The sequence below is a fragment of the Pantoea sp. X-Soil-OKNW-556 genome (assembly GCF_059730695.1).
Map to the genome: position 1 here is coordinate 1038090 of NZ_AP035990.1, position 26733 is coordinate 1064822.

24 protein-coding genes are annotated in these 26733 nt (G+C 55.7%); 17 read left to right on the forward strand and 7 right to left on the reverse strand.

Annotated features, from left to right (window positions below; all coding sequences use genetic code 11):
- Positions 1–16: 16 nt before the first annotated feature.
- Entirely contained in the window at positions 17–829 is an 813-nt protein-coding gene (proC, locus tag AC6I8T_RS04630) for a pyrroline-5-carboxylate reductase (protein ID WP_208724933.1), read from the reverse strand.
- Between the two features lie 133 nt (positions 830–962).
- Here proC and AC6I8T_RS04635 point away from each other — a divergent pair, with 133 nt between their 5' ends.
- A complete protein-coding gene (locus tag AC6I8T_RS04635) occupies positions 963–1409 on the forward strand; it encodes a YaiI/YqxD family protein (protein ID WP_021185897.1) in 447 nt (148 codons plus the stop codon).
- On the opposite strand, the gene AC6I8T_RS04640 is transcribed toward AC6I8T_RS04635, so the two are convergent.
- The gene (locus AC6I8T_RS04640; protein ID WP_021185896.1) at positions 1406–2110 is read right to left on the reverse strand and encodes a DUF2076 domain-containing protein; all 705 of its coding nucleotides are present in this window, start codon (positions 2108–2110) and stop codon (positions 1406–1408) included. The genes AC6I8T_RS04635 and AC6I8T_RS04640 overlap by 4 nt on opposite strands.
- 284 nt (positions 2111–2394) lie before the next feature.
- Here AC6I8T_RS04640 and aroL point away from each other — a divergent pair, with 284 nt between their 5' ends.
- The 8 genes from aroL to AC6I8T_RS04680 all read left to right on the forward strand — a co-directional run bounded on the left by aroL (position 2395) and on the right by AC6I8T_RS04680 (position 9189).
- Positions 2395–2919, forward strand: coding sequence for a shikimate kinase AroL (gene aroL, locus AC6I8T_RS04645; protein ID WP_021185895.1), 525 nt, complete (start codon positions 2395–2397; stop codon positions 2917–2919).
- 165 nt (positions 2920–3084) lie between these two features.
- Positions 3085–3276, forward strand: coding sequence for a YaiA family protein (locus tag AC6I8T_RS04650; protein ID WP_021185894.1), 192 nt, complete (start codon positions 3085–3087; stop codon positions 3274–3276).
- A 281-nt stretch (positions 3277–3557) separates the two neighbouring features.
- Positions 3558–4310 carry an IclR family transcriptional regulator gene (locus AC6I8T_RS04655; protein ID WP_021185893.1) on the forward strand — a complete coding sequence of 251 codons (753 nt, stop codon included), beginning with the start codon at positions 3558–3560 and terminating at the stop codon, positions 4308–4310.
- A gap of 160 nt (positions 4311–4470) precedes the next feature.
- On the forward strand, positions 4471–6030 hold the full coding sequence (locus AC6I8T_RS04660; RefSeq protein WP_208724934.1) for an OPT/YSL family transporter: 1560 nt from the start codon (positions 4471–4473) through the stop codon (positions 6028–6030).
- A 14-nt stretch (positions 6031–6044) separates the two neighbouring features.
- Positions 6045–6977, forward strand: coding sequence for a DUF1177 domain-containing protein (locus AC6I8T_RS04665; RefSeq protein WP_208724935.1), 933 nt, complete (start codon positions 6045–6047; stop codon positions 6975–6977).
- A gap of 2 nt (positions 6978–6979) precedes the next feature.
- Complete coding sequence (locus AC6I8T_RS04670; RefSeq protein ID WP_208724936.1) at positions 6980–7657, forward strand: AroM family protein; 678 nt, start codon at positions 6980–6982, stop codon at positions 7655–7657.
- 104 nt (positions 7658–7761) lie between these two features.
- Positions 7762–8046 (forward strand): pyrimidine/purine nucleoside phosphorylase, encoded by a 285-nt coding sequence (gene ppnP / locus AC6I8T_RS04675; RefSeq protein ID WP_021185889.1) that lies wholly within the window; start codon positions 7762–7764, stop codon positions 8044–8046.
- 294 nt (positions 8047–8340) lie between these two features.
- Complete coding sequence (locus tag AC6I8T_RS04680; RefSeq protein ID WP_208724937.1) at positions 8341–9189, forward strand: hypothetical protein; 849 nt, start codon at positions 8341–8343, stop codon at positions 9187–9189.
- 103 nt (positions 9190–9292) lie between these two features.
- Here AC6I8T_RS04680 and rdgC read toward each other — a convergent pair whose 3' ends face one another.
- Positions 9293–10204: a recombination-associated protein RdgC gene (rdgC, locus tag AC6I8T_RS04685; protein WP_208724938.1), complete on the reverse strand. Its 912-nt coding sequence runs from the start codon at positions 10202–10204 to the stop codon at positions 9293–9295.
- Between the two features lie 130 nt (positions 10205–10334).
- Here rdgC and mak point away from each other — a divergent pair, with 130 nt between their 5' ends.
- Complete coding sequence (mak, locus tag AC6I8T_RS04690) at positions 10335–11246, forward strand: fructokinase (protein ID WP_497833539.1); 912 nt, start codon at positions 10335–10337, stop codon at positions 11244–11246.
- Positions 11247–11332: 86 nt separating this feature from the next.
- Here the strand turns inward: mak and eat are convergent, their stop codons facing one another.
- Positions 11333–12697, reverse strand: a complete 1365-nt coding sequence (gene eat / locus AC6I8T_RS04695) for an ethanolamine permease (RefSeq protein ID WP_021185885.1) — start codon at positions 12695–12697, stop codon at positions 11333–11335.
- Between the two features lie 263 nt (positions 12698–12960).
- On the opposite strand from eat, the gene AC6I8T_RS04700 reads away from it, so the two are divergent.
- Positions 12961–13965, forward strand: a complete 1005-nt coding sequence (locus AC6I8T_RS04700) for a phosphotransferase enzyme family protein (RefSeq protein ID WP_208724940.1) — start codon at positions 12961–12963, stop codon at positions 13963–13965.
- Positions 13966–14126: 161 nt separating this feature from the next.
- Positions 14127–15182, forward strand: a complete 1056-nt coding sequence (qhpR, locus tag AC6I8T_RS04705; protein WP_021185883.1) for an AraC-like transcriptional regulator QhpR — start codon at positions 14127–14129, stop codon at positions 15180–15182.
- On the opposite strand, the gene AC6I8T_RS04710 is transcribed toward qhpR, so the two are convergent.
- From AC6I8T_RS04710 to sbcD, 3 genes are all read right to left on the reverse strand, one after another.
- Entirely contained in the window at positions 15142–15570 is a 429-nt protein-coding gene (locus tag AC6I8T_RS04710) for a cell envelope integrity TolA C-terminal domain-containing protein (protein ID WP_021185882.1), read from the reverse strand. The genes qhpR and AC6I8T_RS04710 overlap by 41 nt on opposite strands.
- Positions 15571–15693: 123 nt before the next feature.
- Positions 15694–19221 (reverse strand): AAA family ATPase, encoded by a 3528-nt coding sequence (locus AC6I8T_RS04715; RefSeq protein WP_497833540.1) that lies wholly within the window; start codon positions 19219–19221, stop codon positions 15694–15696.
- The gene (gene sbcD, locus AC6I8T_RS04720) at positions 19218–20435 is read right to left on the reverse strand and encodes an exonuclease subunit SbcD (RefSeq protein WP_497833541.1); all 1218 of its coding nucleotides are present in this window, start codon (positions 20433–20435) and stop codon (positions 19218–19220) included. The genes AC6I8T_RS04715 and sbcD overlap by 4 nt, the downstream gene beginning before the upstream one ends.
- Before the next feature lie 196 nt (positions 20436–20631).
- Between sbcD and phoB the strand changes: the two genes are divergently transcribed.
- From phoB to brnQ, 5 genes are all read left to right on the forward strand, one after another.
- On the forward strand, positions 20632–21321 hold the full coding sequence (phoB, locus tag AC6I8T_RS04725; RefSeq protein ID WP_021185878.1) for a phosphate response regulator transcription factor PhoB: 690 nt from the start codon (positions 20632–20634) through the stop codon (positions 21319–21321).
- Between the two features lie 14 nt (positions 21322–21335).
- The gene (phoR, locus tag AC6I8T_RS04730; protein WP_208724943.1) at positions 21336–22649 is read left to right on the forward strand and encodes a phosphate regulon sensor histidine kinase PhoR; all 1314 of its coding nucleotides are present in this window, start codon (positions 21336–21338) and stop codon (positions 22647–22649) included.
- Between the two features lie 124 nt (positions 22650–22773).
- A complete protein-coding gene (locus AC6I8T_RS04735) occupies positions 22774–23700 on the forward strand; it encodes a PstS family phosphate ABC transporter substrate-binding protein (protein WP_208724944.1) in 927 nt (308 codons plus the stop codon).
- 175 nt (positions 23701–23875) lie between these two features.
- Positions 23876–24982, forward strand: coding sequence for a cobalamin-independent methionine synthase II family protein (locus tag AC6I8T_RS04740; RefSeq protein ID WP_208724945.1), 1107 nt, complete (start codon positions 23876–23878; stop codon positions 24980–24982).
- 402 nt (positions 24983–25384) lie between these two features.
- The gene (gene brnQ, locus AC6I8T_RS04745; protein WP_036627602.1) at positions 25385–26704 is read left to right on the forward strand and encodes a branched-chain amino acid transport system II carrier protein; all 1320 of its coding nucleotides are present in this window, start codon (positions 25385–25387) and stop codon (positions 26702–26704) included.
- The last annotated feature ends 29 nt before the right edge of the window (positions 26705–26733 follow it).

The following is a 26733-nucleotide window of genomic DNA, read 5'->3' on the forward strand; positions in this document are numbered from 1 at the left end:
GACAGAAGGGGCTAAATTACTGCTTACTTAGCGCATCGGATTTCTTCATACATTGCTGCATCGCTTCGATCACCGCAGCACGGAAGCCTTTCTCCTCCAACACTTTCACCGCTTCAATGGTGGTGCCGCCGGGAGAACACACCATATCTTTCAGTTCACCGGGATGTTTGCCGGTCTCCAGCACCATCTGCGCCGACCCCTTAACTGCCTGCGCGGCAAATTGATAGGCCTGGGCGCGGGGCATGCCGCCCAGTACCGCAGCATCGGCCATCGCCTCAATAAACATAAACACGTAGGCCGGGGCTGAACCGCTGACGCCGACCACCGCGTGAATCAGATATTCGCTGACCACTGCGGCCTTACCGAAGCTTTCGAAAATCGCCACCACTTCATCCGTTTCATGCTGCTCAACCAGCACATTCGGTGTCACCGATGTCATCCCTTCATTTACCAGCGAGGGTGTGTTCGGCATCACGCGGATGATTTTACGATCGTGGCCCAGCACGGCAGCCAGCGAATCCAGCGTCACTCCGGCGGCAATCGACACCACCAGCGCCTCTTTTTTTAGCTGACTCGCCAGATCCTTCAGCACTTTGAGAATGACATTGGGTTTCACCGCGCCAAACAGGATATCGACTTCCGCTGCCAGGCTTTCGGCACTCTCTGCCGCCGTCACGCCATACTGCTGCGCCAGAGCCTGATTGGTTGCCGGTTTGCGATCATAAACCAGGATATTGGCCGGGGCGATCTGCCCGCTGTTTACCAGACCGCTGATAATCGCTTTTGCCATATTACCGGCACCGATAAACCCGATTTTCTTCTCCAGCATTGCGTGATCCTTAAGATGGTTCAATTTTCTGTATCGGCTAGCTTACGTGGCTGGACGGCGCGATCAAATTAAATTTGCCATTCTGGCGCAGAACGGCAAGATCACACCCATTCACTGTAAGAAAGGATCCATTATGTCGATTTGGGTTGATGCTGATGCCTGCCCCAATGTCATCAAAGAAGTGTTGTACCGCGCCGCAGAACGCACACAAACCCTGGTGACCTTTGTGGCTAACCAGCCGCTGCGCGTGCCACCTTCACCGTGGCTGAAAACCTTGCAGGTTGCGGCAGGTTTTGATGTGGCTGATAACGAGATTGTCAAACGCGTTGAGCCGGGTGAGTTGGTGATCACCGGTGATATTCCGCTGGCAGCGGAGGTGCTGGAGAAGGGGGCGGCGGCGCTGAATCCGCGTGGTGAACGTTATTCGCCGGATACCATTCGTCAGCGCTTAACCATGCGCGACTTTATGGAAACCATGCGCGCCAGCGGGATTCAAAGCGGCGGCCCGTCGGCTCTCAGCCCACGCGACCGCCAGCAGTTTGCTAATGAACTGGATAAATGGTTACGTCAACGGCGTTAGACAAAGCTGTCGTCGTCGTTAAAATCGTCACTGCCGCCGAAATCGCTGAAGTCATTGTTGTCGGCGAAGCTGTTATCCCAGCCGCTGGTATTATCGTTCAGGAACGCGTTGTTGCTGTCGTTGACACCATTAAAGGTATCAAGATTGTCATCAACTTGTGGCAGCGCTGGCTCGTTGATGATGTTCACAATCTCTTCCGGCTGCGAATGATGGAACAGGCTGGTCAACATATCCGCCATCACCACACCACCGGCCACACCCACTGCGGTCTGCAATGCACCGCCGAGAAAACCGGTGCCACGCGCCGCTGGAGCACTGGCATACTGCGGCTGCTGATATTGCGGCTGCTGGGGTGGTGCGCTGTTCCACACCGGTTGCTGTTGCTGCGGTTGTGCCGCCGGACGTGAACCGCCGCCAAACAGGCTGGAGAGGAAACCGCCGCTGCTCTGCTGCGGTGCCTGCTGCTGTTGCTGCGCCTGCGCCAGACGATTCTCCAGCTCACCGATTTGCGCATTGAGCTTTTTCATCGCGGCTTCCTGAATCAGGATCGCCTGCGCCATGTAATAAGGTGCACCGGGCTGTGACAGCAAGTGTTGTTTGATTAACTGCTCTGCGCCCGCATCACGCGGGCCACTTTGACTCTCAGCCTGTTTCAGACGGCTGAACAGGCTTTCAATTAACTGTTGTTCTTCGCTCTGCATGGTAAACCTCCGTTTGCGAGTTATCCCACTATATGCGGGCGGGATGACAGAAAGTAAATCAACGCGCTGGTAAGCAAATGTTGCCCGAACTTACACTTTTGCGGATGCACAAAACTCGCATGATTTTTCCTTTATTAATTATATAGATATGAGATTGTATGGGCAAGATACGCGTAAATCGTGCTTCGCCGGTGGCTGATGAAATGAAATCCAGGTATCATGCGACGCAATATTGACCTGATGACAATGCCCGTGCGGCAAAACACGGCGGAGGATGAGCCAGGATGTCATTACCCATCTATCTGATCGGCGCACGCGGTTGCGGTAAAACCACCATTGGCCAGGCGCTGTCGCAGGCGCTCGGTTACGCCTTTCGTGATACCGACCATCACCTGCAAATCACCACTCAGCGTACCGTGGCGGAAATCGTGGCGGCTGAAGGCTGGGATAGCTTTCGCGCGCGCGAAAGCGAGTCGCTTCAGGCGGTCACTGCGCCCGGTACAATCATTGCCACCGGTGGCGGTATGGTGCTGGCCGAGGTGAATCGTCGCTTTATGCGTGAGCATGGCCAGGTTATCTGGTTGAATGCGCCTTCAACGGTGCTGGCCGACCGACTGGTGCGTCAGCCAGAAGCGGCGCAACGCCCGACCTTAACCGGCCGTCCGATTGCCGAAGAGATGGGCGATATCCTGCGTCAGCGTGCGCATCTTTACCATCAGGCGGCGCACCATGAAGTGAATGCCATGCAGTCGCCGGATTTGGTGGTGGAAGCGATCCTGCAATCCCTTTCTCTGGCGCGTGCCAGCTAACGTCTGCAAATTCCCCGTAACGGCGCGTTAAATCGCGCGCTTTTAAACCCCGCGCGATTAATCGCGCCGCTCCGTAAATTATCGTGATCCTCGTTGTCTATACTTAAAAACGGACAGGGGATTACTGCTGTCCGTTTGGATAACTGAGTTACCCAGGAGGGCAATATGCCATCAAGACCACCTTACCCGCGCCAGGCCCGCATCGTCACCGTTGAAAAAGGCACGGCGGGCAATACCGTCACCTGGTACGAATTACGCGCCGATCATCCACGCCCGGACTCGCTAATTAGCGAACATAAAACTGAAGCGGAAGCGCAGGATGCCAAAAATCGCTATGAAGATGTGGAAAAAGAGTAATATCGGCTGGCAAGGATGCCAGTAATGACTTGCCGTTATTAACCATATTTTTCTCTTCCCGTGAATTCGCTGCAAAGCGGCCAGAAAGTTATCGTCTTTTCTGCGCTTAATTCTCTCTGCCTGATAAAATCACTCAGTTTTTACTTTATTCCTCATTTTATGCTGCCTTAATTTCCTGCCATTTTTGCTGGTACAAAATTTGCGCTTGACCACAAAAACCTGACGTTTTAATTTCGGGGTATTGACTCAGGAACTCAGTTCCAGATAGTGAAACTACTTTTATGACCACACTCGAAAATGCCGCCGCAGTGCTTAAGTTATTCCAGCGCTTTGGCGTGACGCAGGGGCATCCCGGCCTCACCTTCACCGAGGTGGTTGAGGCATTAGAACTGCCAAAAAGTACCGTTTCCCGTCTACTGGCGACGATGGAAAGTCAGGGGTTACTGGAACGCGATCCAGACAGCCGCTGCTTCCATATTGGTCGCGTACTGCTGTCGGTTGCGGGGCATTATCTCTCCACACCGTTGGTGGATAGTGCTTCGGGCGCGATGGCGCGCCTGGCCTCCAGCACCGGATGCATGGGGTATATCTCGGTGTTGGATGGGCACGATATCCTTGTGATGCGTATGTATCACGGACGCCTGTTTACCCAGTTGATTACCCCTCCGGGCACGCGGATGCCGGCGGCGGGGACGTCCACCGGTCGCGTGTTGCTGGCACAAAGCAGCGATGAAGAAGTTCGGGCGCGCTTTGCCGACGAGTGGCATGCCGCCTCACTTAACTCTCCGCTGGATGTTGATGCGCTTTGTACCGAGCTGGCCACTATTCGTCGCCAGGGGTGGGCGCTGGCACGCAATGAAACGTTACCGGGCATCAGTTCGATGGCGGTTGCTGTCACCAATAAACATCGCGGCGAAAGTGTCGCGCTCTGTCTCTCATTTCTTTCACAGGAAGCAGCCCCGGGTTATCCGGAAGCGCTGCTCAATGAATTACGCGCCACTGCGGCCATCATGGCCGAAAAATATGGTGCCTGATTTTACGGCGTAATATTTCGCGCCACACCAGGGAAATAACAGGCCTTCGGGCCTGCTTATTTCAACCGTCAGGGAATGATTATTTAACTCAATACCGCCGTCCCGCGTGTCGGGCGGTGCGTAATCACGTTTTCGCCAGGGTGAATTTACGGGGAATAACATGCGTCACACCAATCCAATAAAAAGTCTCGGAGTGGGTTTAATGCTGGTATTGCTGTCCGTTGCGGGCGCAATTATCGGCGTACAATTAATTACGACCATCGGGGTCACCCCCAATACCTCAATTATCGGCGCGCTCTTTGCCATGCTACTGGCGCGTATTCCGTTGAAATGGTATCAAAGCTACCGTTCGGTCGAAGTGCAGAACCTGGCGCAAACGGCCATCTCTTCCGCCACTTTTGGTGCTGCCAACAGTTTGCTGATGCCGATTGCTGTGCCCTGGGCGTTGGGTGAACCACAATTGGTGCTGCCGCTGTTTGTCGGCGTCAGCGCGGCGATGCTGCTGGATGCTTATCTGCTCTATCGCCTGTTTGATACCCGCGTATTCCCGGCCAGCAACGCCTGGCCGCCGGGCGTTGCGGCCGCCGAAGCGATCAAAGCCGGTGACAAAGGTGGCCGTCAGGCGTGGCTGCTGGTGGTGGGGATTGTCGGCGGGATTGTCGGCTCGATGCTGAAGATCCCGATGTCGGCATTTGGCACCGCGTTTATCGGCAATATCTGGGCGCTGACGATGCTCGGTGTTGGCTTCCTGTTGCGTGCTTATTCCCAGCCAGTGGCGGGCATTGATATCAACGCGCTGTATATCCCCCACGGCGTAATGGTGGGTGCCGGTCTGGTGGCGTTGATTCAGGTGGTGCAGGTGATCCGCAGTGGTCGCAATGAGGCGATCAATGTCAGCCGTAGCGACAGCGAAGTGAAGCGCTCGCTCGGTTTCGGCACCGTTGGTTACATCGTTATCTCGGCATTACTGGCGCTGGCGGGCGGTTTGTGGAGTCAGATGGGCCTGCCGATGCTGGTGTTATTTATCGTCTATGCCGCCTTTGCTGCCTTTGTGCATGAGTTGATTGTCGGTATTGCCGCGATGCACTCCGGCTGGTTCCCGGCGTTTGCTGTGGCGCTGATTACCTTAATCCTGGGTATTTTACTCGGCTTCCCGCCGTTGGCGCTGTGTCTGCTGTGTGGCTTTACCGCCGCTACCGGCCCGGCGTTTGCGGATATGGGCTACGACCTGAAAGCCGGTTTTATCCTGCGTGGTAACGGCGCGGATGTGCAGCAGGAGCTATGGGGGCGTCGCATCCAGCTGATTGCCGCGATGATCGCTTTTGTGATCGCCATTCCGGTGGTGTGGTACGCCCATAACCTGTTCTTCGCAGAGAACCTGCTGCCGCCAGTGGCGCGCGTATATGCCAAAACCATTCAGGCCGGTGCAGAACCGGGTATCGCAGGCAGCCTGCTGATGTGGGCCATTCCTGGTGCGATCATTCAGTTGATTGGTGGACCGAAGCGTCAGCTTGGCGTTCTGCTGGCGACCGGCTTGCTGATTAACAACGCGGCTGCCGGATGGGCGGTGCTGGTAGGGATTGCGCTACGCGTTCTGATCCTGCGCGTCTGGGGCGAGCGTGGCCGGTCACCGATGGAGGTGATGGCGGCAGGTTTTATCGCCGGAGATGCGCTCTACAGTTTCTTCCATTCACTTTTTGCCAGTAGCAGTAAGAAATAATCAGGGAATCCAACATGAGTTTACAGCAGACACTGCAAGTCTTTGAGTTACTCGATAGCGCTTTCGTCGATGGTCAGCAGGTGGTTGATTTGTTCGCCGCCTATCCGGGCGTCAGCGCCAGCACCAAACGCGTCAGCGGCCCGAAAGGACGTACCGACTTTGTGCGCATCGATATTCCGGGGGCACAGGGTAAAAGCAAGGGCGGCAGCGCCCCAACGCTCGGCATCATTGGCCGTCTGGGCGGTATCGGTGCGCGCCCGACGCGCATCGGCATGGTGTCGGACGCCGACGGTGCTGTGGCAGCGGTCAGCAGCGCGCTGAAGCTGGCGCAGATGCAGACCAAAGGCGATGTGTTGGCCGGGGATGTGATCATCACCACCCATATCTGCCCGGATGCGCCGACCCGTCCACATGAGCCGGTGGATTTTATGGATTCACCGATCGACGATGTCACCATGAACGATAACGAAGTGGTGGCGGGTGTGGATGCCATCCTCTCCATCGATACCACCAAAGGCAACCGTATCCTCAATTACAAAGGTTATGCGCTGTCGCCGACGGTGAAAGAGGGTTACATCCTGCGCGTGTCGGAAGATCTGTTGCGTATTATGGAGATGACCAGCGGTCGCCCGGCGGTAACTTTCCCGATTACCACCCAGGACATCACGCCGTACGGTAACGGGGTTTATCACCTCAACAGTATCCTGCAACCTTCAACCGCGACCGATGTGCCGGTGGTGGGTGTGGCAATTTGCGCGGAATCGGTGGTGCCAGGTTGTGGAACCGGAGCCAGCCACGAAGTGGACATCGCCAGCACGGTGAAGTTTGCCGTGGAAGTGGCGAAAGAGTTTGGCCGCGAAACCTGCCAGTTCTATGACGCGCAGGAGTACGCACTGCTGCTATCTTTGTATGGTAGCCTCAGCCATCTGCGTTCCCGGAAATCATAAGTATGAAAACATCCCTGATTACCCTGACCATCGGTCAGTCTCCGCGCAGCGACATTCTGCCGCTGTTGCAGGCCCATCTGCCAGTAGAGCAGGTGGAGCACGCCGGTTTGCTTGACGGCCTCACCCTTGCGGAAGTGGAGCAGCACTATACGCCAGTTGCCGGTGAGAAAGTGCTGGTGTCGCGTATGCTGGATGGGCAGCAGGTGCGTCTGTCGGCGCATCAGGTTGAGCAGGGATTGCAGCAGAAGATCTATGCACTCGAGGATCAGGGTTACAACACGATCCTGCTGCTGTGCACTGGCGAATTTGGCTCGCTGAAAACCCATAAAGCGTTGCTGCTGGAGCCGGATCGTATTATCCCGCCGTTGGTCGGCGCGATTGTGCATGGGCACAAAGTCGGGATTGTGGTGCCGGTTGAGGAGCAGATCGCGGAACAGGCCAATAAGTGGCGCAATCTGGGTACGCCGCCGTGTTTTGCGGTAGCCAGCCCCTATCTGGCGCAACAGGCGGATCTGGTGGAGGCGGGGCTGTCGCTTCAGGAGCAGGGGGCTGATGTGGTGGTGCTCGATTGCATCGGTTATCACCAGAAGCATCGTGATTTTCTGCAAAAGATGTTGGGCATTCCGGTGCTGTTGTCCAACGTGCTGGTTGCCAAGCTGGCTGCGGAATTGATCGTTTAATGCATGGGGATCACAAGTTGTGATCCCTTTTGTCATTTCGCGTGACAGATCAGCGAGTTCCCTTGTAATCTGCCTGTTATCTTAATGTGCTGTGAGGAAGTGATATGCTCAACGTGAGTGAGTATTTTGACGGAAAAGTGAAGTCCATTGGTTTCGATAGCGTCACCATTGGTCGCGCAAGCGTGGGCGTAATGGCGGAAGGCGAATACACCTTCGGCACTGGCCAGCCGGAAGAGATGACTGTGGTCAGCGGCGCGCTGAAAGTGCTGCTGCCGGGTGAAAGCGAGTGGAAGTGGTATGAAGCAGGCAGCGTGTTCAACGTGCCGGGCCACAGCGAATTCCATTTGCAGGTGGCTGAGCCAACGTCTTATCTGTGCCGCTATCTGTAAGTATCCTATCCAGGCCGCAGCGTTTCGCTGCGGCCTTTTTTATTATCGGTAGCACAGGGATGGTGCTAACACCGTTAAATCGAAAATTCAGAAAATATTTTATCTGTATTTAAAACGGTTATTTGTTTTATTTTTCTTCATTCCTTTCAAGAAATTAAAAATGTTCTTAGTTACTTGGTGTTGTAATAATGCCATGAAAAATATAGCTTTTTCTTTATTGGCAAGGTTGCGATCGACGGTCATGTAGATTAAAAAGTATATTCACATCGCATGATGTATTTATCTGGAGGCTGTATGTCTTTTGCTAATGTCTATCGATTGCCGCCCGGGATAACCCGGCACTTATTTAATCCTGTTACAGCACGAGCAACCACGGAAATAAAGAAAGCGGTTAAGTTTATTGGTCATAACTGTGCCTGCCTGTCTACCAATCAATGCAAAAAGCACAGCGTGAACGAGGGGCTGAAAGAGTTACAACCGACCAATAAACACTGGTTTATGAAGGATTCCCCTATGCTTCCGCGGCTGGTTGGCGTGCCGGGATCAGTGAAGTTAACCGGTAATGCGGTAACACCTTTCAGTGCAGGAACATTGAAGAATGAAAAAGAATCTGGCAAGGAGAAACTCAGCCTGAATAACTTGTGGGCCTGTTATCCCGAAAAAACAACACCATGCCCGGTGGAGTTGAAAAATAAGCCCGGTGCTACGTTGTCTGAGTCCGAACAGGCGGATTCCGGGGTTGAAAGTCTCTCGGAGTCGGAATCGCCGGATAACGTTTTTATTACTAACTGGGATAATCTTGGTAAGGAGAGTTTTTCGGTACAAAAAAATCCGGAGCAGACCAATAATTTACCGGAAGAAAGTGAACCGGGCGAGTATAACCCATTCCGTATTATCGTTGCGGAAAATGCCGGAAAGTTCTCGAATAAAAGGGCGTGGCAATTTAGTGAGAAGTTTGAGAATTATCATCCGCAGTTCAAAACGATAAAAGAAGAACCGTCTTCTCAGACACCTGTTGAAGAAACCGTTATCCGGCATGAGAAGGTGTTGGTCGTCGGCGAAAAATTAAAAATGAAGAATGTGCAGAATGTCTTTGCAATAAAAAGAGATGATCTATATCAGGAGGAAACGACACGACTTTAAATCTCATCTCTAATGCACATTCTGTAGCGGCGCGATTTATCGCGCGCCATTGACGTTAATGTTGCGAACAACAAGCGCGATAAATCGCGCCGCTACGAATAAGTTAGCGCTGCGCTTCTCCGCCCAGAGCTTCCACCAGATTACTGATCAATGCCGCCAGTTCACTGGTCATCAGAATAAAATCAGCATCGAAACGCTGAGCAAAATCATCACGATCGATATCGTCATTTTGCTCACGCAGGGTATCGCTGAATTTCAGGCGTTTCACTGACGCATCATCAGCGATAACAAACTGAATCCGCTCCTGCCAGTCGAGCGCCAGTTTGGTGACCACTTTACCGGCTTCGATATGGGTAGCGATTTCGTCCGACACCAGATCCTGCTTTTTACAGCGAATCACGCCGCCTTCTTCCAGCAGTGCTTTTAGCTCGGCTTCATCCATCAGCGCGAAACCAGCAGGCAGCTCGCCTGAACGCACCCACTCGGTCAGGGTCAGTTCAATCGGGCTTTCCAGGGTTAATGGCACCACCGGAAGCGAACCGAGGCTTTTGCGCAGCAGTGCCAGGGTATCTTCGGCTTTTTTTGCGCTGGCGCAGTCAACGATAATCAGATTGTTGACGGTGTCGATCCACATAAAGGTCTGGCTGAAACGGCTAAAGGCGCGTGGCAGCAAGCTGTGGAGCACTTCATCTTTCAACGAATCCTTTTCGGTCTTCTTCAGCTTGCGACTTTGTTCCGCTTCCAGCTTGTCGATTTTGGCTTCCAGCGCCTGCTTTACCACCGGCGAAGGCAGAATTTTTTGCTCGGTACGGGCACAGATCACAATCTGACCATTAACTACGTGCGTCAGCGCCTCGCTACGGTTACCCATAGGGGAAACCCAACCGGTTTTTGCCATATCCTGGCTACCGCAGGGTGAGAAGGTGAAGGCATCGAGCTGTTTTTCCAAATCGTCTGCGGACAGCGGAATGTCACGATTCAGACGATAAACCATCATATTTTTAAACCACAACATCGGGATTCCTTACCGGGGGAAATCTATCAGTCAGCGCGCATCATAGCGAAACATCGGCTGGGTTTCATTGCCTTTACCGCAACGGCTCTCTACTGTGTCTCTCAACCTAACGAATAATGAGGAATAAAACGTGCGTATTGGTATCGATTTAGGCGGCACCAAAATTGAAGTGATTGCACTCTCAGTTCAGGGGCAGGAATTGTTTCGTCACCGCGTGAATACCCCGCGTGACGACTATGGTGCGACGGTACAGGCGATTGTTGATCTGGTGCATCTGGCAGAAGAGAAGACCGGGCAGCAGGGGACGGTGGGATTGGGTATTCCGGGCACCATTTCGCCCTATACCCAGCGGGTAAAAAATGCCAACTCCACCTGGCTCAATGGTCAGCCGTTGGATAAGGATTTGGCGCAGGCGCTGAATCGTGACGTGCGTATTGCCAACGACGCGAATTGTCTGGCGGTATCTGAAGCGGTTGATGGTGCCGGTGCGGGAAAACCGCTGGTATTTGCGGTGATTATTGGCACCGGTTCTGGCGCCGGGGTGGCAATTAATGGTGAGTCACGCATTGGCGGTAACGGCAATGCCGGTGAATGGGGCCACAATCCACTGCCGTGGATGGACGAAGATGAGCTGCGTTATCGTGCGGAAGTACCGTGCTATTGCGGCTTGCAGGGCTGCATCGAGACGTTTGTGTCCGGTACCGGATTTGCCATTGATTATCAGCGCTTGAGCGGCAACGCGCTGAAAGGGGCGGAGATCATCAAGCTGATTGAGCAGCAGGATCCGGTGGCGGAGCTGGCGATGCGCCGTTATGAAATGCGTCTGGCAAAATCGCTGGCGCAGGTGGTGAATCTATTGGACCCCGATGTGATCGTGCTGGGCGGCGGGATGAGCAATAACGATCGTTTGTATCAGACCGTGCCGACGTTGATGAAGCAGTGGGTGTTTGGTCGTGAGTGCGAAACGCCAGTGTTGAAGGCGGTGCATGGTGATTCCAGTGGCGTGCGCGGTGCGGCGTGGCTGTGGCCTTTAAAAGACTAAATGTAGTGCTGTGACGTAGCGGCGCAATTTATTGCGCGGTTTTTTCGTGTCTCGCGCGATAAATCGCGCCGCTACGTTACGTTTCCTTATTCCCCGACCAGCATCGAATCCTGTGGTGCGTTGTCGCGCTGCGCCTTGGTCGCGAGGAAGTAGATATAACCCACCACCATAATCGCGACAAACAGGCCGCCAATGACCGGGTTAAACCACAGCATCGCCACTAAACACACCAGCGACAGCACCAGGGCGATGCCCGGCACAATTGGGTAACCTGGTGCGCGGAAGCTGCGTTCCAGATCAGGCGCAGTACGACGCAGTTTGAACAGGCTCAGCATGCTCATCAGATACATCACAATCGCGCCAAATACCGCCATGGTGATCATGGCTGCGGTCAGGCTCATGCCTTGCAGGTTAATCCAGCCGTCGCTGTAAATCGCGGCGATACCGATCACGCCACCGGCGATAATGGCGCGATGTGGCGTCTGGAAGCGGGACAGTTTCGCCAGACCCTGTGGCAGATAACCGGCACGCGCCAGGGCAAAGAACTGACGTGAATAGCCGAGGATGATGCCGTGGAAGCTGGCGACCAGACCGAACAGGCCAATCCACACCAACATATGCATCCAGTTGGAGTTTTCACCGACGATCATCTTCATCGCCTGCGGCAGCGGGTCGTTAATGTCGGACAGTTTGCGCCAGTCACCGGCACCGCCCGCCAGCAGCATCACGCCAATCGCCAGCACCACCAGCGTCAGAATACCGGTGATATAGGCTTTCGGAATGGTGCGCTTGGGATCTTTGGCTTCTTCTGCCGCCATCGCCGCGCCTTCAATGGCGAGGAAGAACCAGATGGCAAAAGGAATCGCGGCAAAAATACCCGACACCGCAGGCATACCAAAATGCTCGCTACCGGCCCAGCCGTTGGCGGCAAAGTTGGCAATGCTGAAGCCCGGAGACACCACGCCCATAAACACCAGCAGTTCCAGCACCGCCAGCACCGTCACTACCAGCTCAAACATTGCCGCCAGCTTCACGCCAAGGATATTCAGCGTCATAAACACCAGATAGGCACCGACCGCTGCGGTTTTTGGGTTGAGTTCTGGATACTGTACGTTGAGATAAGCACCAATCGCCATAGCAATGGCCGGAGGGGCAAACACAAACTCGATCAGCGTTGCCAGACCGGCGATCAGGCCACCGGTTTCGCCAAAGGCGCGGCGGCTGTATGCAAACGGACCACCGGCATGTGGAATCGCGGTGGTCAGTTCGGTGAAGCTAAAAATAAAACAGGTGTACATGGTGGCGATCAGCGCCGTGGTAATGAGAAATCCCAGCGTCCCTGCTACGCCCCAGCCGTAACTCCAGCCGAAATACTCCCCGGAAATGACCAGGCCAACCGCGATACCCCAAAGATGCAGGGTTCCCAGGGTGGGTTTGAGCTTGCTCGTCATAATCTTATCCCCGTCGTTATTGTTGAGTGCGGTTGATTCACCGCGCCGGTTTATCGTTTGCGCTACAGTGAAGGGGATAATGCCGCTGCCTCTCACGGGAAAACTTGACGCAGGCGCAGTGAGTTTTGTCCTCCACGGTCAACTCTGACGCAAGAAAAGTGCCAGATGCTCGCTGCGGTCAACTTTGGGTCATCTGCGGTCAAGCAGTCAGGACGACGTCATCCCATGCTGATAACACTGTTGTCATCCCTGGAGCCTGATGAATGAGTGCCAAACAATCCGACACCCTGACAAATGCTGAAATCACCGTGCTGGCGCAACAGGCGCTGGCCTGCTATCCTGCCGCACTTCAGGGCGAGCTGAAATTGCTGTGCCGTTCCGAAAACGCCACTTTCCTGTTGCTGGCGGGAGGGAAACGTTACGCCCTGCGCCTGCATCGTCCTGACTACCACAGCAAAGCCGATATTCTCAGCGAACTGCTGTGGCTGGATGCACTGCGCGAAACCGGCATCATGGTGCCGGAAGCGATCCCGGCCAACGATGGCGAAACCGTGTTATCCCTGCGCCTGCCCGATGGCGAAATACGCCATGCGGTGCTGTTCCACTGGATCGAGGGTGACATGCCGACCACCGATGTCGATCCCAAAGCCTTCCAGCAGCTCGGTCATATCACTGCCCGCCTGCATCAGCACAGCAAAAACTGGCAGAAACCGCAGGGTTTCCAGCGCATCATTTGGGATCATCACACCATGGTGAGCGAGCAGAGCCACTGGGGACGCTGGCAGGATGCCCCCAACCTCAATCCGGCTGATCATCAGGTGGTGGAACAAGCGATCGCCCGGGTTGGTCAGGAGTTGCAGGGGTTTGGCAAAGGCGCGGATCGTTACGGGTTGATCCATGCCGATCTGCGTTTAACGAATCTGCTGCTGCACAAAGGGGAAACCCGGGTGATCGACTTTGACGATTGCGGTCTGGGTTGGTATTTGCACGATCTGGCGGCAGCGATCAGTTTCGTGGAACACCATCCGCGTGCCGAAGAGTGGGTGGAGAACTGGATCCGGGGTTATGAGCGGGTGGGGCATATCAGCGATGCAGAGATGGCGCTGGTACCGACGCTGCTGATCCAGCGCCGTATCCAGCTTACCGCGTGGATGGGATCCCATGCCGAAACCGAGATGGCGTTGAGTCTTGGGCCACGCTGGGCGGATCATTCGGTACGCCTGTGTCGTCGCTATCTGGAAAACAGTCAGCTGCCGGTCGGGGCCTGATGCACCATCAGTGAGCGTGGCTGCGCCGTCACGGTGCTCGCCACGTTCACTATCCCGTCTGATCATCGTTTTTTCTGCGTTGCCCGCCTGGTACGAAAATTGCTGGATACGGTAATTCGATTCACTCCTGCGTATCCTGTGAGGTCAGCATGAATTCACTGATGAGACAGTCCGAGGCGTTCAGCGCCATATCGGCTCAGGCCAGCGCCAGCAACCGTGGTGTGCTGGCGGCAGCGGCCACCGGTCTGAGCGACTTTATTACCGGCAAAGGCGGCGATGTGGATCGCATCTTTGGCATCAGCGGCATCGATTCCGAGCTGCTCGCCAGTCCGACCCTGAGTCTTGGTCTGGTTAACTATTGCCGCGTGATGGAAGAGGCCGCGCGACATTCTGGTTTTGATAACTTCGGTTTGCACTACGGCAGGCAGTTCAAACCGCAGTCATTAGGCCTGATTGGCTACATCGGACTGTGCTCGCCGACGCTGGAGCAGGCGCTGCATAACGTGGTTAATGCTTTTCCGTGGCATCAGCACGATACCCTGACGCGGTTGGTGGATAAAGGCGACTGCTGGCGGCTTGACTATCAGGTGCGTCACGGGGCGATTTTGTCGCGGCGTCAGGATGCGGAGTTGACGCTCGGCATGTTTCTCAACCTGATTCGTCATGTGGCGGGGAAAAACTGGGCACCGCGTGAGGTGCATTTTGAACATCCGCGCCCGGAGCAGTGGCATGAGCACTGCAAAGTCTTTGATGCCCCGGTCTGGTTCGATCAACCTTTCAACTCTTTGGTGATCCCGAAACGCGATCTGCTGCGTGCAATGCCGGAGCAGGACCCGATGTTGCTGATGGTGATGCAGGATGCGATCCGTCGCCTTAACAGCAGCGCCAGCCAGCAGAGCGTGGTGGAGCAGGCACGCTCGCAGGTCAATCTGTCGCTGATCCAGGGCGAACCGGTACTGGAAGAGATTGCCGATAAAATGGGGCTGTCGAGCTGGTCGTTGCAGCGTCGTCTGCGCGAGGAGGGCATCAGCTTCAGCGCGCTGGTGGACAAGGTACGTTGCGAGATGGCAACCCATTACCTGCAACAGAAACAACTGCCGATTTCCGAAATGGCGCTGCTGCTGGGTTATTCCGAGGTGAGCGCCTTTTCCCGCGCCTTCCGTCGTTGGTTCGGCATCAGTCCGCGCCAGTGGCGGCAAGATGGACTGGCAAGCTGACCTGTTGCGGCGCAAAACCAAACCACGCTGGCTGCCCGCGATCGGGCGGCGGCGGTAATCCCTGCGATTGACCAATCAATTGCCAGGCCCGCAGACACAGTGGCTCATCGCCCTGTGTCTGGGTGACGGCATAGCGTCCACTTTTTTCCCACTCCAGTTGCACCAGACAACGCTGGCCCGCATAGTGGCTGGCATCGTGGAAGGCCCGTACCAGTTTTTGCTGCATCTCATCAGCCCATTTGCATGATACGCTACCCGGCGCAATTTCAGGCTGACACAAATTTGCTTGTGCATCTTTCTGATCGGATTGAAAATTTTGACAGGCGCTCAACGACACCATCATCGCTATCCCGCCTGCCAGACTCGCCATTTTGTTAATTAAATTCATTCATGTGCCATAGTTTTCGCGAAAGTTCGGATTGCACCCGTTTTCCAGTCTACAGACCGACTCTGCAAATGCTATGGCATTCATCCTGGTGTCGATAAAACCAGAATTTGCCGCACCGTGCGGTTACGGCAATTCCAGTTTGCTGTATCCCAGACCATTCATCTTACGTACCCTGATCTGCACCGGAATACGCTCCTTCATCGCTTCCACATGGCTGATAACGCCAATGGTTTTGCCGCTGGCGTTCAACGCATCGAGCGCGTCCAGCGCGGTGTCGAGCGTCTCGGCATCCAGCGTGCCAAAGCCTTCATCAAGGAACAGCGATTCGATGCGGGTTTTGTGGCTGACGAGGTCGGATAACGCCAGCGCCAGCGCCAGGCTGACCAGAAAACTCTCGCCACCGGACAGTGTGCGGGTGTCGCGGGTGGCATCGGCCTGCCAGGTATCCACCACATCCAGTTCCAGCTCATCCGTGGCACGACGTTGCAGCAGATAACGACCATGCAGGCGATCGAGCTGACGGTTCGCCAGCCATACCAGGTGATCAAGGGTTAACCCCTGGGCGAAACGGCGGAATTTGTCACCTTTGGCGGAGCCGATTAACTCGTTAAGTTGGCTCCATTGCACCAGTTCCGCTTCGTGGCTGCTGATTTGCGTCAACAGCGCCTGCTGCTGCTCACGTAGTTGCGTGTCGCTGGACAGCTGCTGCTGTGCCTCTCCCTGTTGACGTGCGTTGTCGCGCAGCGCCACGCGCAAGTTTTCCAGCCGGGGGCCGATCTCTGCCGCCAGTTCGTCGCTCAGTTCGGCCGGACGTTGTTGCTGGTGGGCAGTGACGCGCTGCGTCAGTTGTTGGCTCAGGGTGATGTGCTGTTGATGCTGTTGTTCCAGCGCCTGTAAACGCTGACGCAGTTGCTCAACATCGGTAGCATCAAGCAGCGCTGCGCGTAGTGCGGCTTCGTCGGCAAAATCACTGCGCTGCAAAGCGCTGAGGAAATCTCGGGTTGCTGCCTCCAGACGAGCGGTTTGTGCCTGTTGCTGCTGTTCGATTTGCGCGCGTTGGCCGTCCAGGCTGTGCGCGGCGCTTTGCGCCTGCTGCCAGGCCTGTAATTGCTGCGCTACTTCCTGTTCGCATTTGTGTAGCGCCGCCTGGTGCGCCTGACGTTCGGCCTGCACCTGGCGGTCGCCAAACAGTTGCTGCCGACGCTGTTGCTGTTCGCTGCATTGCTGTTGCAAGGTGCTGAACGTTTGTTGCAACGCCGCGAGACGCTGCTGTTCACGCGCAAGATTCTGTTGCAGGTTGTGGTGCTCGCTGTTGGCTTTCGCCAGCTGCGGTTGCAGGGTGGTGAGTAACCGCTCACTCTCCTGCCATTTCTGCCAGCGTAGCTGCAACGCGCTCAACCAGTCTTCACGCGCCTCGCGCGCGGGTAGGGTGAGCTGATGTTGGGTCAGTTGCTGTGCCAGTTGTTGGCTGAGTTGCTGCCACGCAGCCCGCTCGGCTTCGCTACGCTGGTTGAGATCGTTCAGCGTCTGCTGCACGCTGGTAATTTGCTGCTGTGCCAGTTGCTGCTGTTGCAGATGCTCCAGCCATTCCCGTAGCTGATTTTCCTGCTGATCCTGCTCGCGTTGCCAGCGGGTCACATCGTCCTGCTGCTCCAGCGTGAAGGTGAGCGCCAGCTCACCGGTCAAGCTTTGCCACTGCTCACTCAGCGTGCTGAGCTGCTGCCCGATTTCCCTGAGTTCCTGCTGCAACGCCTGCTGTTGCAGCAATGACAGGCGTTGCTGCTCACCTTTGGCGGTGCCGGATTCTTTGAGCTGAGCAACACGAGTTTGCAATGCCGCAAGACGCTGTTGATTCTCGCCAGGTTCCAGTTGGCGATATTGCTCAATGGCCGGATGCTGACAGGAACCACACAGCGGGCAAGGATGATTAGGCTGCAAGCGGGCACGTTCATCGGCCAGTTGAGCGATTGTGCGTTCCTGGTCACATATGGTCTGCACATCAAGCATCGCCTGATTCTCACGCTTCCACTCCTCGCGCAGCGCCTGTAAAACCTGTTCTTCCGCCTGATAGTGCCGGGTAAGCGTATCCAGTTTTGCCTGACGTTGTTGTTGCTGTGGCTGGAGTGAACGCCACTGCGCCGTCAACAGGGTCAGTTGCTGACGCGATGCACGTTGCACCTGATGTTGCGCTAACGTATCACGGACCTGATCGATAGCAGGAGGCGCGGCTGGCAGCGCCTGCTGACGGGCAGCGAAAGCTTGCTGGAGCTGGTCAAGCTGCTGTTGTTGCTGCTGTTGCTGATTGCTCAACTGGGTGACGGCCAGCTCACGTTCATCCAGCCGGGTAATGTCGGATTGCCAGCGCGCCAGATGCTCGCCCCAGGCCGCGACGCTGGCTTCGCGGGTGCGCCATTGTTGCTGCTCATCCCACAGTTGTTGTAAGCGTTCACTCTCCTGTTGTTGCTGGCTGAGTGCGATGCTGTTTTGCTGCACCAACTGCTGTTGCGCCGTTATCTGGCGCTGCTGTTCGCTGACCTGCTGTTGCAGGGTCGCGATGTGTTGATCAAGTGGGATGACCTGCTCGGTCAGCAGCGTTTCCAGTTGTTGTTGTGCGTGCTGTGCCTGCTCGCGCGCCTGTTGGGCCGTGTGGAAACGTGCTTCACCTTGCTGCTGGGCATGGATCGCCTGTTGATGCTGCGCTTGCACCTGCTGCATTTGCCGGGCGAGGGCGATATTTTCCTGTTCCAGCTGTGTGCGCTGTTGCAGTTTATCGCGTAATTTTTCCGCCGGTTCGGCGCGCGCCAGCCTCTGACGTTCAGGTTCGGCCTGGTGCCACGCGTTTTCTGCCGCCTGCAACGCCTGTTGCGCCTGCTGCTGTTCGCCAGCCAATTGTTGTGACTGACTCAGCCACTGTTGTTGCTGCTGCGCAGTGGTGAGCTGCTGGTTCAGCGTGACCTCGGCTGCATTGAGTTGTTCCAACTGACTTGCCAGCTCAGCCCGCCGCGTCTCATCCAGCAACGACATTCCTCCGGCGCGGGCGCGCAGCGTGTCGAGATCGGCACGCGCGCTTTTGTAGCGCTCGAAAATCTGGATTGAGATTTGACCGTAGATCTCGGTGCCGGTCAGCTCCTCCAGCAGCTCGGCGCGCTCGCCAGGTTTGGCATTCAAAAAGGCAGCAAATTGCCCCTGCGACAGCATCATTGAGCGGGTAAAGCGGGCGAAATCAAGACCGGATAGGGTTTCGATCAGTTTTAATTTGTCGCCCACTTTGTCGGCAACAATTTGGTTGTCGGCACAGCGCGCCAGCTCAACGCGCGGAGCCTGCAATTTGCCGTCGGCCTGACCACGGGCGCGGTTCTGGCTCCAGAAGGCACGCCAGGCTTCACCCTTGATCTCAAACTCCACCTCGGCGAGGCATTCGGCGGTATCCCGGGTGATCAGTTCGTTCTGGGTTTGCGACAGCACGCCGAGGCGTGGCGTCTGGTGATACAGCGCCAGACAGATGGCGTCGAGCAGGGTGGTTTTACCGGCGCCGGTGGCCCCGGTAATGGCAAACAAACCGTTACTGGCAAATGGCTCACGGCGAAAATCGATAAACCATTCTCCGCGCAGGGCGTTGAGGTTTTTAAAACGCAGCGTCAGGATTTTCATGCAGAGGGGTTCTCCAGCGCGGCTAGGGTGGTGCGAAACAGTTGCGTAAGGTGTGCTGCCTGGTCGGCATCCAGATCCTCTTCCAGCGCCAGACGACGCGCAAACACCTCTTCAACCTGCAATTCGCTCAGGGTTTCGTTATCCAGTCGCGCCAGGCTGCGGCTGCGCTGTTCGCGACTGCGGCGTACCAGTAGCACCTCCACCGGTAAGTTTTCCGTCAGTTGTTCCACGCGGCGTTGCAGGTCGCTCAGGTGCTCCTGAGTGGTGATTTCAATATCCAGCCACACCGCCAGTTCGCCCTCTTTTTCTTTGAACAGCGCCAGTTGCCGTTCGATATCCGCCAGCGATCCTTTCAGTATCTGCATTGGCTGGAACAGCGGGATGGTCAGCGGCGTCACGGCATCAAGGCCGGTGCTGAAATCCAGCAGAAACACGCTCTTGTCGCGGCCCAACTCATCAAAGCTGAGTGGAATGGGCGAACCGCTGTAGCGAATATGATCGCTGTCAGCAATGCGTTGTGCTCGGTGAATATGGCCGAGTGCGATGTAATCCGCCGCAGGGAATGCCTGCGCCGGAAAGGCATCGAGGGTGCCGATGTAGATATCACGCACCGAGTCGCTTTTGGTTACGCCGACGGTGGTGAGATGGCCGGTGGCGATAATCGGCAGTTTGCCCCCGAGTGCTGCGCGCTGCGCCTCTGCGGCGGCAAAGCAGTGCTGATAATGTTGTTCGATGGCTTCCAGCAGCGACAGCTGTTTTTCCCGCCCGGACTGTCCGGCCTGGCTGCGCAAAATATCGCGCGGGCGCAGATAAGGGATGGCGCACAGCAGCGCGCCTGGCGTACCGTCGCGCTGCTTCAGGGTCAGCATCTGCTGCTCGCCCTGCGGCGTAGCGCTGGTGATCACCTGCGTGTTGAGGCAGGCAAGCAGTTCGCGTGATTCATTGAGCGTTGCCACCGAATCGTGGTTCCCTGCCAGAACGATCAACTGGCAGCGGCTGGCCTGCAACGCCACCACGAAGCGGTTAAACATTTCACGCGCATAGCTTGGCGGTGAGCCGGTATCAAACAGGTCACCGGCGATAATCAGCGCATCCACCTGATGCTGGTCAATCTGCTGGCGCAGCCAGTCGAGAAATGCCTGATGTTCAGCAGCGCGACTTTTGCTGTAAAAGAACTGGCCCAGATGCCAGTCTGCCGTATGGATGATGCGCATGGATGCTCCCTGCCAGAAAAAGCGATGGGGAATTATAACGACTTCACCACGAAAGCAAAAAAAACGCCTCACGGCTGTCACATTTCTGTTTTTCCACTAAATTTCCAGGGTTGGGTTTTTCATAAAAGTGTCATAAAACTGACGCATAATGACGCCGCAAATCCCAGTGACAGCCGTCATATCAGCAGGAGTAATAATGGCTAAGCGCATTTTGGTTGTGGAAGACGAAGCTCCCATCCGTGAAATGTTATGTTTCGTGCTGGAACAGAACGATTACCAGCCGATTGAGGCGGAAGATTATGACAGCGCAGTAGGGAAGCTCATCGAACCCTGGCCGGATTTGATTTTGCTGGACTGGATGTTACCCGGCGGTAGCGGTATCCAGTTTATCAAGCACCTGAAACGTGAAGCCATGACGCGCGATATTCCGGTGATGATGCTGACGGCGCGTGGCGAAGAAGAAGATCGTGTACGCGGTCTGGAAGTGGGCGCTGACGATTACATCACCAAACCGTTCTCCCCGAAAGAGTTGATGGCGCGTATCAAAGCGGTGATGCGGCGTATTTCGCCGATGGCGGTGGAAGAGGTGATTGAGATGCAGGGACTGAGCCTCGACCCGTCATCACATCGCGTGATGTCCGAAGCCACGCCGCTGGAGATGGGACCGACTGAGTACAAATTGCTGCACTTCTTTATGACGCACCCGGAACGCGTTTACAGCCGCGAACAACTGCTGAACCATGTCTGGGGCACCAATGTGTATGTCGAAGATCGTACTGTCGATGTGCATATCCGTCGTTTACGTAAAGCGCTGGAGGTCTCCGGCCACGATCGCATGGTACAAACCGTACGCGGAACAGGGTATCGTTTCTCTGCTCGCTACTAAACGGAGTCTTTACCGTGCTGGAACGACTCTCCTGGAAGAGATTATTGACCGAACTGGTGCTGGTCTGTCTGCCGGCACTGATTTTAGGTCTGGTATTTGGCTATCTCCCCTGGCTGCTGCTGATCGCGGTCTTGGGTTTGCTGTTGTGGCATTTCTGGAACCTGATGCGACTCTCCCATTGGTTATGGGTTGATCGATCCATGACGCCGCCCGGTGGACGCGCCAGCTGGGAACCGCTGTTTTACGGGCTGTATCAAATGCAGTTGCGTAACCGTCGTCGTCGTCGCGAGCTGGGCAACCTGATCAAACGCTTTCGCAGCGGTGCGGAATCGCTGCCGGATGCGGTGGTGCTGACCACCGAAGAGGGTATCATTTTCTGGTGTAACGGCCTGGCGCAACAGCATCTCGGCCTGCGTTGGCCGGAAGACAATGGTCAGAACATCCTCAACTTGCTGCGCTATCCTGAATTCTCCCGCTATATCCGCCAGCGTGACTTTAATAAGCCGCTGACGTTGGTGCTGAATAATCAACGTCATATGGAGTTTCGCGTGATGCCCTATAGCGAAGGGCAGTGGCTGATGGTGGCGCGTGATGTGACGCAAATGCATCAACTGGAGGGCGCGCGACGTAACTTCTTCGCCAACGTCAGCCATGAGTTGCGTACCCCGCTGACGGTGTTGCAAGGCTATCTGGAGATGATGAACGATTCGGTGATGAACGAACGTTCACGCAGCAAAGCGTTGCAAACCATGACGGAGCAAACACGACGTATGGATAGCCTGGTGAAGCAACTGCTGACGCTGTCGCGCATTGAAGCTGCTCCCGCCCTCGATATGAAAGAGACGGTAGATGTGCCGACCATGCTGTTGCTGCTCCAGCGCGAAGCGGAAACTTTGAGCCAGGGGCGTCATGAGATCCATTTTCACACCGATCCGCATCTCAAAGTACTGGGTAATGATGAACAGTTGCGCAGCGCCATCTCCAACCTGGTGTATAACGCGGTCAACCATACGCCGGAAGGGACGCGCATTGATATCAGCTGGCTACGTAATAAACAAGGTGCCGAGTTTAAGGTGTGCGATAACGGGCCAGGGATCAGCCCGGAACATCTGCCACGTTTGACCGAACGTTTCTACCGGGTGGATAAAGCGCGTTCGCGCGCTACCGGTGGCAGCGGCCTTGGGCTGGCGATTGTTAAGCATGCCCTCGGTCACCACAACGCCCGGCTGGAAATCACCAGCGTGCCGCATCAGGAAACGTGTTTCAGCTTTATCCTGCCGTCACGGTTGATCGTCGCCAGCCAGATACGGGAGAATGTGGCGCAATAAGCGTTCTGATTTCCCCGTAGCGGCACGATTTATCGCGCGCCGTTCAATTGGAACACCAAAAAACTGCGCGATAAATCGCTCAAAAGACTGCGCGATAAATCGCGCCGCTACGTGGAATCCCTGCATGAAATCGTTGCTGCTGTTCATTTTGCTGTCGTTCTCTGTGCTGGCGCAGGGGCAACAAACCATGCTGGCGGGCAATCTGAGCAGTGTCGGTTCTGATACCCTCGGTTATCTGATGACGTTGTGGGGCGAGGATTTCAGCCGTCAGTCACCGGGGGTGAATGTGCAGGTACAGGCGGCGGGTTCATCAACGGCACCCACTGCGCTGGCGGCGGGTGCTGCCCAGCTTGGCGCGATGAGCCGCCCGATGCAGGTCGATGAGCGCCAACTGTTTATCGCGCGCTATGGCTATCCTCCGCTGGCGGTGCCGGTGGCAATGGATGCGCTGGTGGTGGTGGTCAATCAGGACAATCCGCTGAAGCAAATTGCGCCACAGCAGCTTGATGCGCTGTTTTCAGTAACGCGTCTGTGCGGTGCGCAGCAGGTGCCGCAGCGCTGGGGGGATGTCGGTCTGACCGATCCACATTGGGCCACGCGTAGCATCCAACGCTACGGACGTAACTCCGCGTCCGGCACCTGGGGCTTCTTCAAGCAGCAGGTGCTGTGCAAGGGCGACTTCCGTGCTGATGTGGCGGAGTTTCCCGGATCGGCGGCGGTGGTGCAGGCGGTGGCAGCGACGCCCAACAGCATTGGTTACGCCAGCTTTGGCTTTCATCTCAGTGGGGTGAAGACGCTGCCGGTGGTCACCAATAGCGGTGAAAGCGTGATGCCGGATGCCGATTCTATCCGTAGCGGCCGCTATCCGTGGTCGCGCCCGCTATATATCTACGTCAATAAAGCGCCCGGGAAACCGTTGCCGCCGTTGGTTTCGGCATTTCTGCATCAGGTGCTGTCACCCCAGGGGCAGCGTCGGGTTAGTGAGGCGGGATATCTGCCGTTGTCTGAGAGTCAGATGGCGCAGGCGCGTGCCTCCATTGAGGAAAATTGAAGAACGAACATCGCAACATGAATTTTATTCATGTCACCTGAATTTTCTTCGTTTGCCCAAATCCGTTCAACATGTCACTCTTCTTGGCCATATAGCCATCCAGATGGCCAAAGATAACCAGGTGAAATTATTACCTGACGCAACCATGCGTTTACGGCTTTAGCCAGGAGTGATCATGCAACGAGTAACCGCCCCGTTCCGCGCCGATACCGTCGGCAGTTTTCTGCGTCCCGCCGCTATCAAACAGGCACGCGAGCAGTTTGCTAAGGGTGAAATTGATGCCGCCGCGCTGCGTCAGGTCGAAGATGACGCTATCCGTCATGTGGTGGAGCAGCAGCGTGCCAACGGTCTTAAAGTGGTTACCGATGGTGAATTTCGCCGTGCCTGGTGGCACTTCGACTTCTTTGATGATCTGATTGGCGTCGAGCGTTACGAAGCGGAGCAGGGCATTCAATTTAATGGCGTGCAGACGAAAGCGCGTGGCGTGAAAGTGACCGGCAAAGTGGCGTTTAACCCGAACCACCCGATGCTGGAGCACTTCCGCTTCCTGCAAAGCATTGCCGGTGACGCAGTGCCGAAGATGACCATTCCCAGCCCGAGCGTGCTGCATTTCCGTGGTGGTCGCAAAGTGATCGACGCCAACGTTTACCCGGATCTGAAAGAGTACTTCGCCGATCTGGCTCAAACCTACAAAGATGCCATTCAGGCGTTTTACGCGGCTGGCTGCCGTTATCTGCAACTGGACGATACCGTCTGGGCCTATCTGTGTTCCACCGATCAGCAGCAGCAGATCCGCGAACGTGGTGAAGATCCGCAAGAACTGGCGCGTATCTACGCTCAGGTGCTGAATACTGCGCTGGAAGGTAAACCGGCAGATCTGACCGTCGGCCTGCATGTGTGTCGTGGTAATTTCCGTTCCACCTGGATCTCCGAAGGCGGCTACGAGCCGGTGGCTGAGGTGTTGTTTGGCGGGGTAAATATCGATGCCTTCTTCCTCGAATATGACAACGAGCGCTCTGGTGGTTTCGAGCCACTGCGCTTTATCAAGCCGGGCCATCAGCAGGTGGTACTGGGCCTGATTACCACCAAAACCGGTGAGCTGGAAGACCCGGCCCAGGTGAAGGCACGTTTGCAGGAAGCGGCACAATTCGTCAGCCTGGATCAGATTTGCCTCAGCCCGCAGTGCGGCTTTGCCTCAACAGAAGAGGGCAATAGCCTGAGCGAAGATCAGCAGTGGCAGAAAATCCGCCTGGTGGTCGACATCGCAAATCAGGTGTGGTGATGCTGTAAACTTGTGCAAACAGGCGCGTAAATCGCGCCTTTTGTGCATCTTAAACCTCGGTTATGCGCGGATATCTCCCGCGCTGTGGAAAGTTTAAGCAAATCATCTGATGTGATTTCGAGCTTATCTATATTGATTCACTGCTTTTTATCTGTTTAGTGCTATATCCTTCTGGTTTTCCGATCCCGTATTGCCTTTCTCCGCTATAAACGTTTTACTACGCGCCGTTGTCGATTCTTCCCTCTGTGAACAGAAGAAAAGCAGTCTAAATCACCTGCGCTTTAACTATGTGACGAGCATAACGCACTGGCGTTGATGGATAAGTCGTTGTTTTGGCGCGGTCAGGGGGCAACACAAACTCAACTTTCACCGCAACATCAGCTACAGGCCGTACAGAAGTTTATGACTTATCGTTTAACCCCGAAGGATATCCTCGCGCTGGGCTTTATGACGTTTGCCCTGTTTGTTGGCGCAGGAAACATCATTTTCCCACCGATGGTGGGTATTCAGTCTGGCGAACACGTTTGGATTGCTGCCATTGGTTTCCTGATCACTGCCGTGGGTCTACCGGTGATGACCGTTATCGCGCTGGCGCGCGTTGGCGGCGGTATCGATGCCCTCAGCTCGCCGATTGGTAAAGCCGCCGGTTTGCTGCTGGCTACCGTCTGTTATCTGGCTGTTGGCCCGCTGTTTGCTACACCGCGTACCGCGACCGTGTCATTTGAAGTGGGTATCGCCCCGCTGACCGGTGACGGCGCGCTGCCGCTGTTTATCTACAGCCTGATTTACTTTTCGCTGGTGATCGTGATCTCCCTCTATCCGGGCAAACTGCTGGATACCGTGGGTCACTTCCTCGCACCGCTGAAAATTGTTGCCCTGACGGTGCTGGGTGTTGCCGCGCTGCTGTGGCCTGCGGGTGGCCTTTCCCCGGCGACGGCAGATTATCAGCGTGCGGCGTTCTCCAGCGGCTTTGTTAACGGCTATCTGACTATGGATACCTTGGGTGCGCTGGTGTTCGGTATCGTTATCGTTAACGCGGCGCGTTCACGCGGCGTGGAAGATTCCGGCCTGTTGACCCGCTACACCATGCTGGCCGGTATTATTGCCGGTGTGGGGCTGACGCTGGTGTATCTGTGCCTGTTCAAGTTGGGTTCAGACAGTGGCGCGATTGTTGATCAGAACGCCAACGGCGCGGCGATTCTGCACGCTTACGTGCAGCAGACCTTCGGCGGCATGGGCAGCTTCTTCCTTGCTGCACTGATCTTCGTGGCCTGTATGGTGACGGCGGTCGGCCTGACCTGCGCCTGTGCAGAATTTTTTGCGCAATACCTGCCGTTGTCGTATAAAGCGCTGGTCTTTATCCTCGGCCTGTTCTCAATGGTGGTGTCAAACCTGGGTCTGAGCCATCTGATTCAGATTTCCATTCCGGTGCTGACGGCGATTTATCCGCCCTGCATCGTGCTGGTGGTGCTGAGCTTCACCCTGAACTGGTGGAACAAGAGCAGCCGTATTATCGCCCCGGCGATGCTGGTGAGTCTGTTGTTCGGCATTGTCGATGCCATCAAAACCACCAGCTTTAAAGACGCGCTGCCGTTGTTCAGTCAGCACCTGCCTCTGGCCGATCAGGGACTCTCCTGGTTGCCGCCGTCGCTGGTGATGCTGCTGATTGCAGCGGTGGTGGATCGCGTAAAAGGACGCGAACAAGTCGCCGTTCACCAGTAAGCGACATTGCTGTTAATTTCGACCACGGG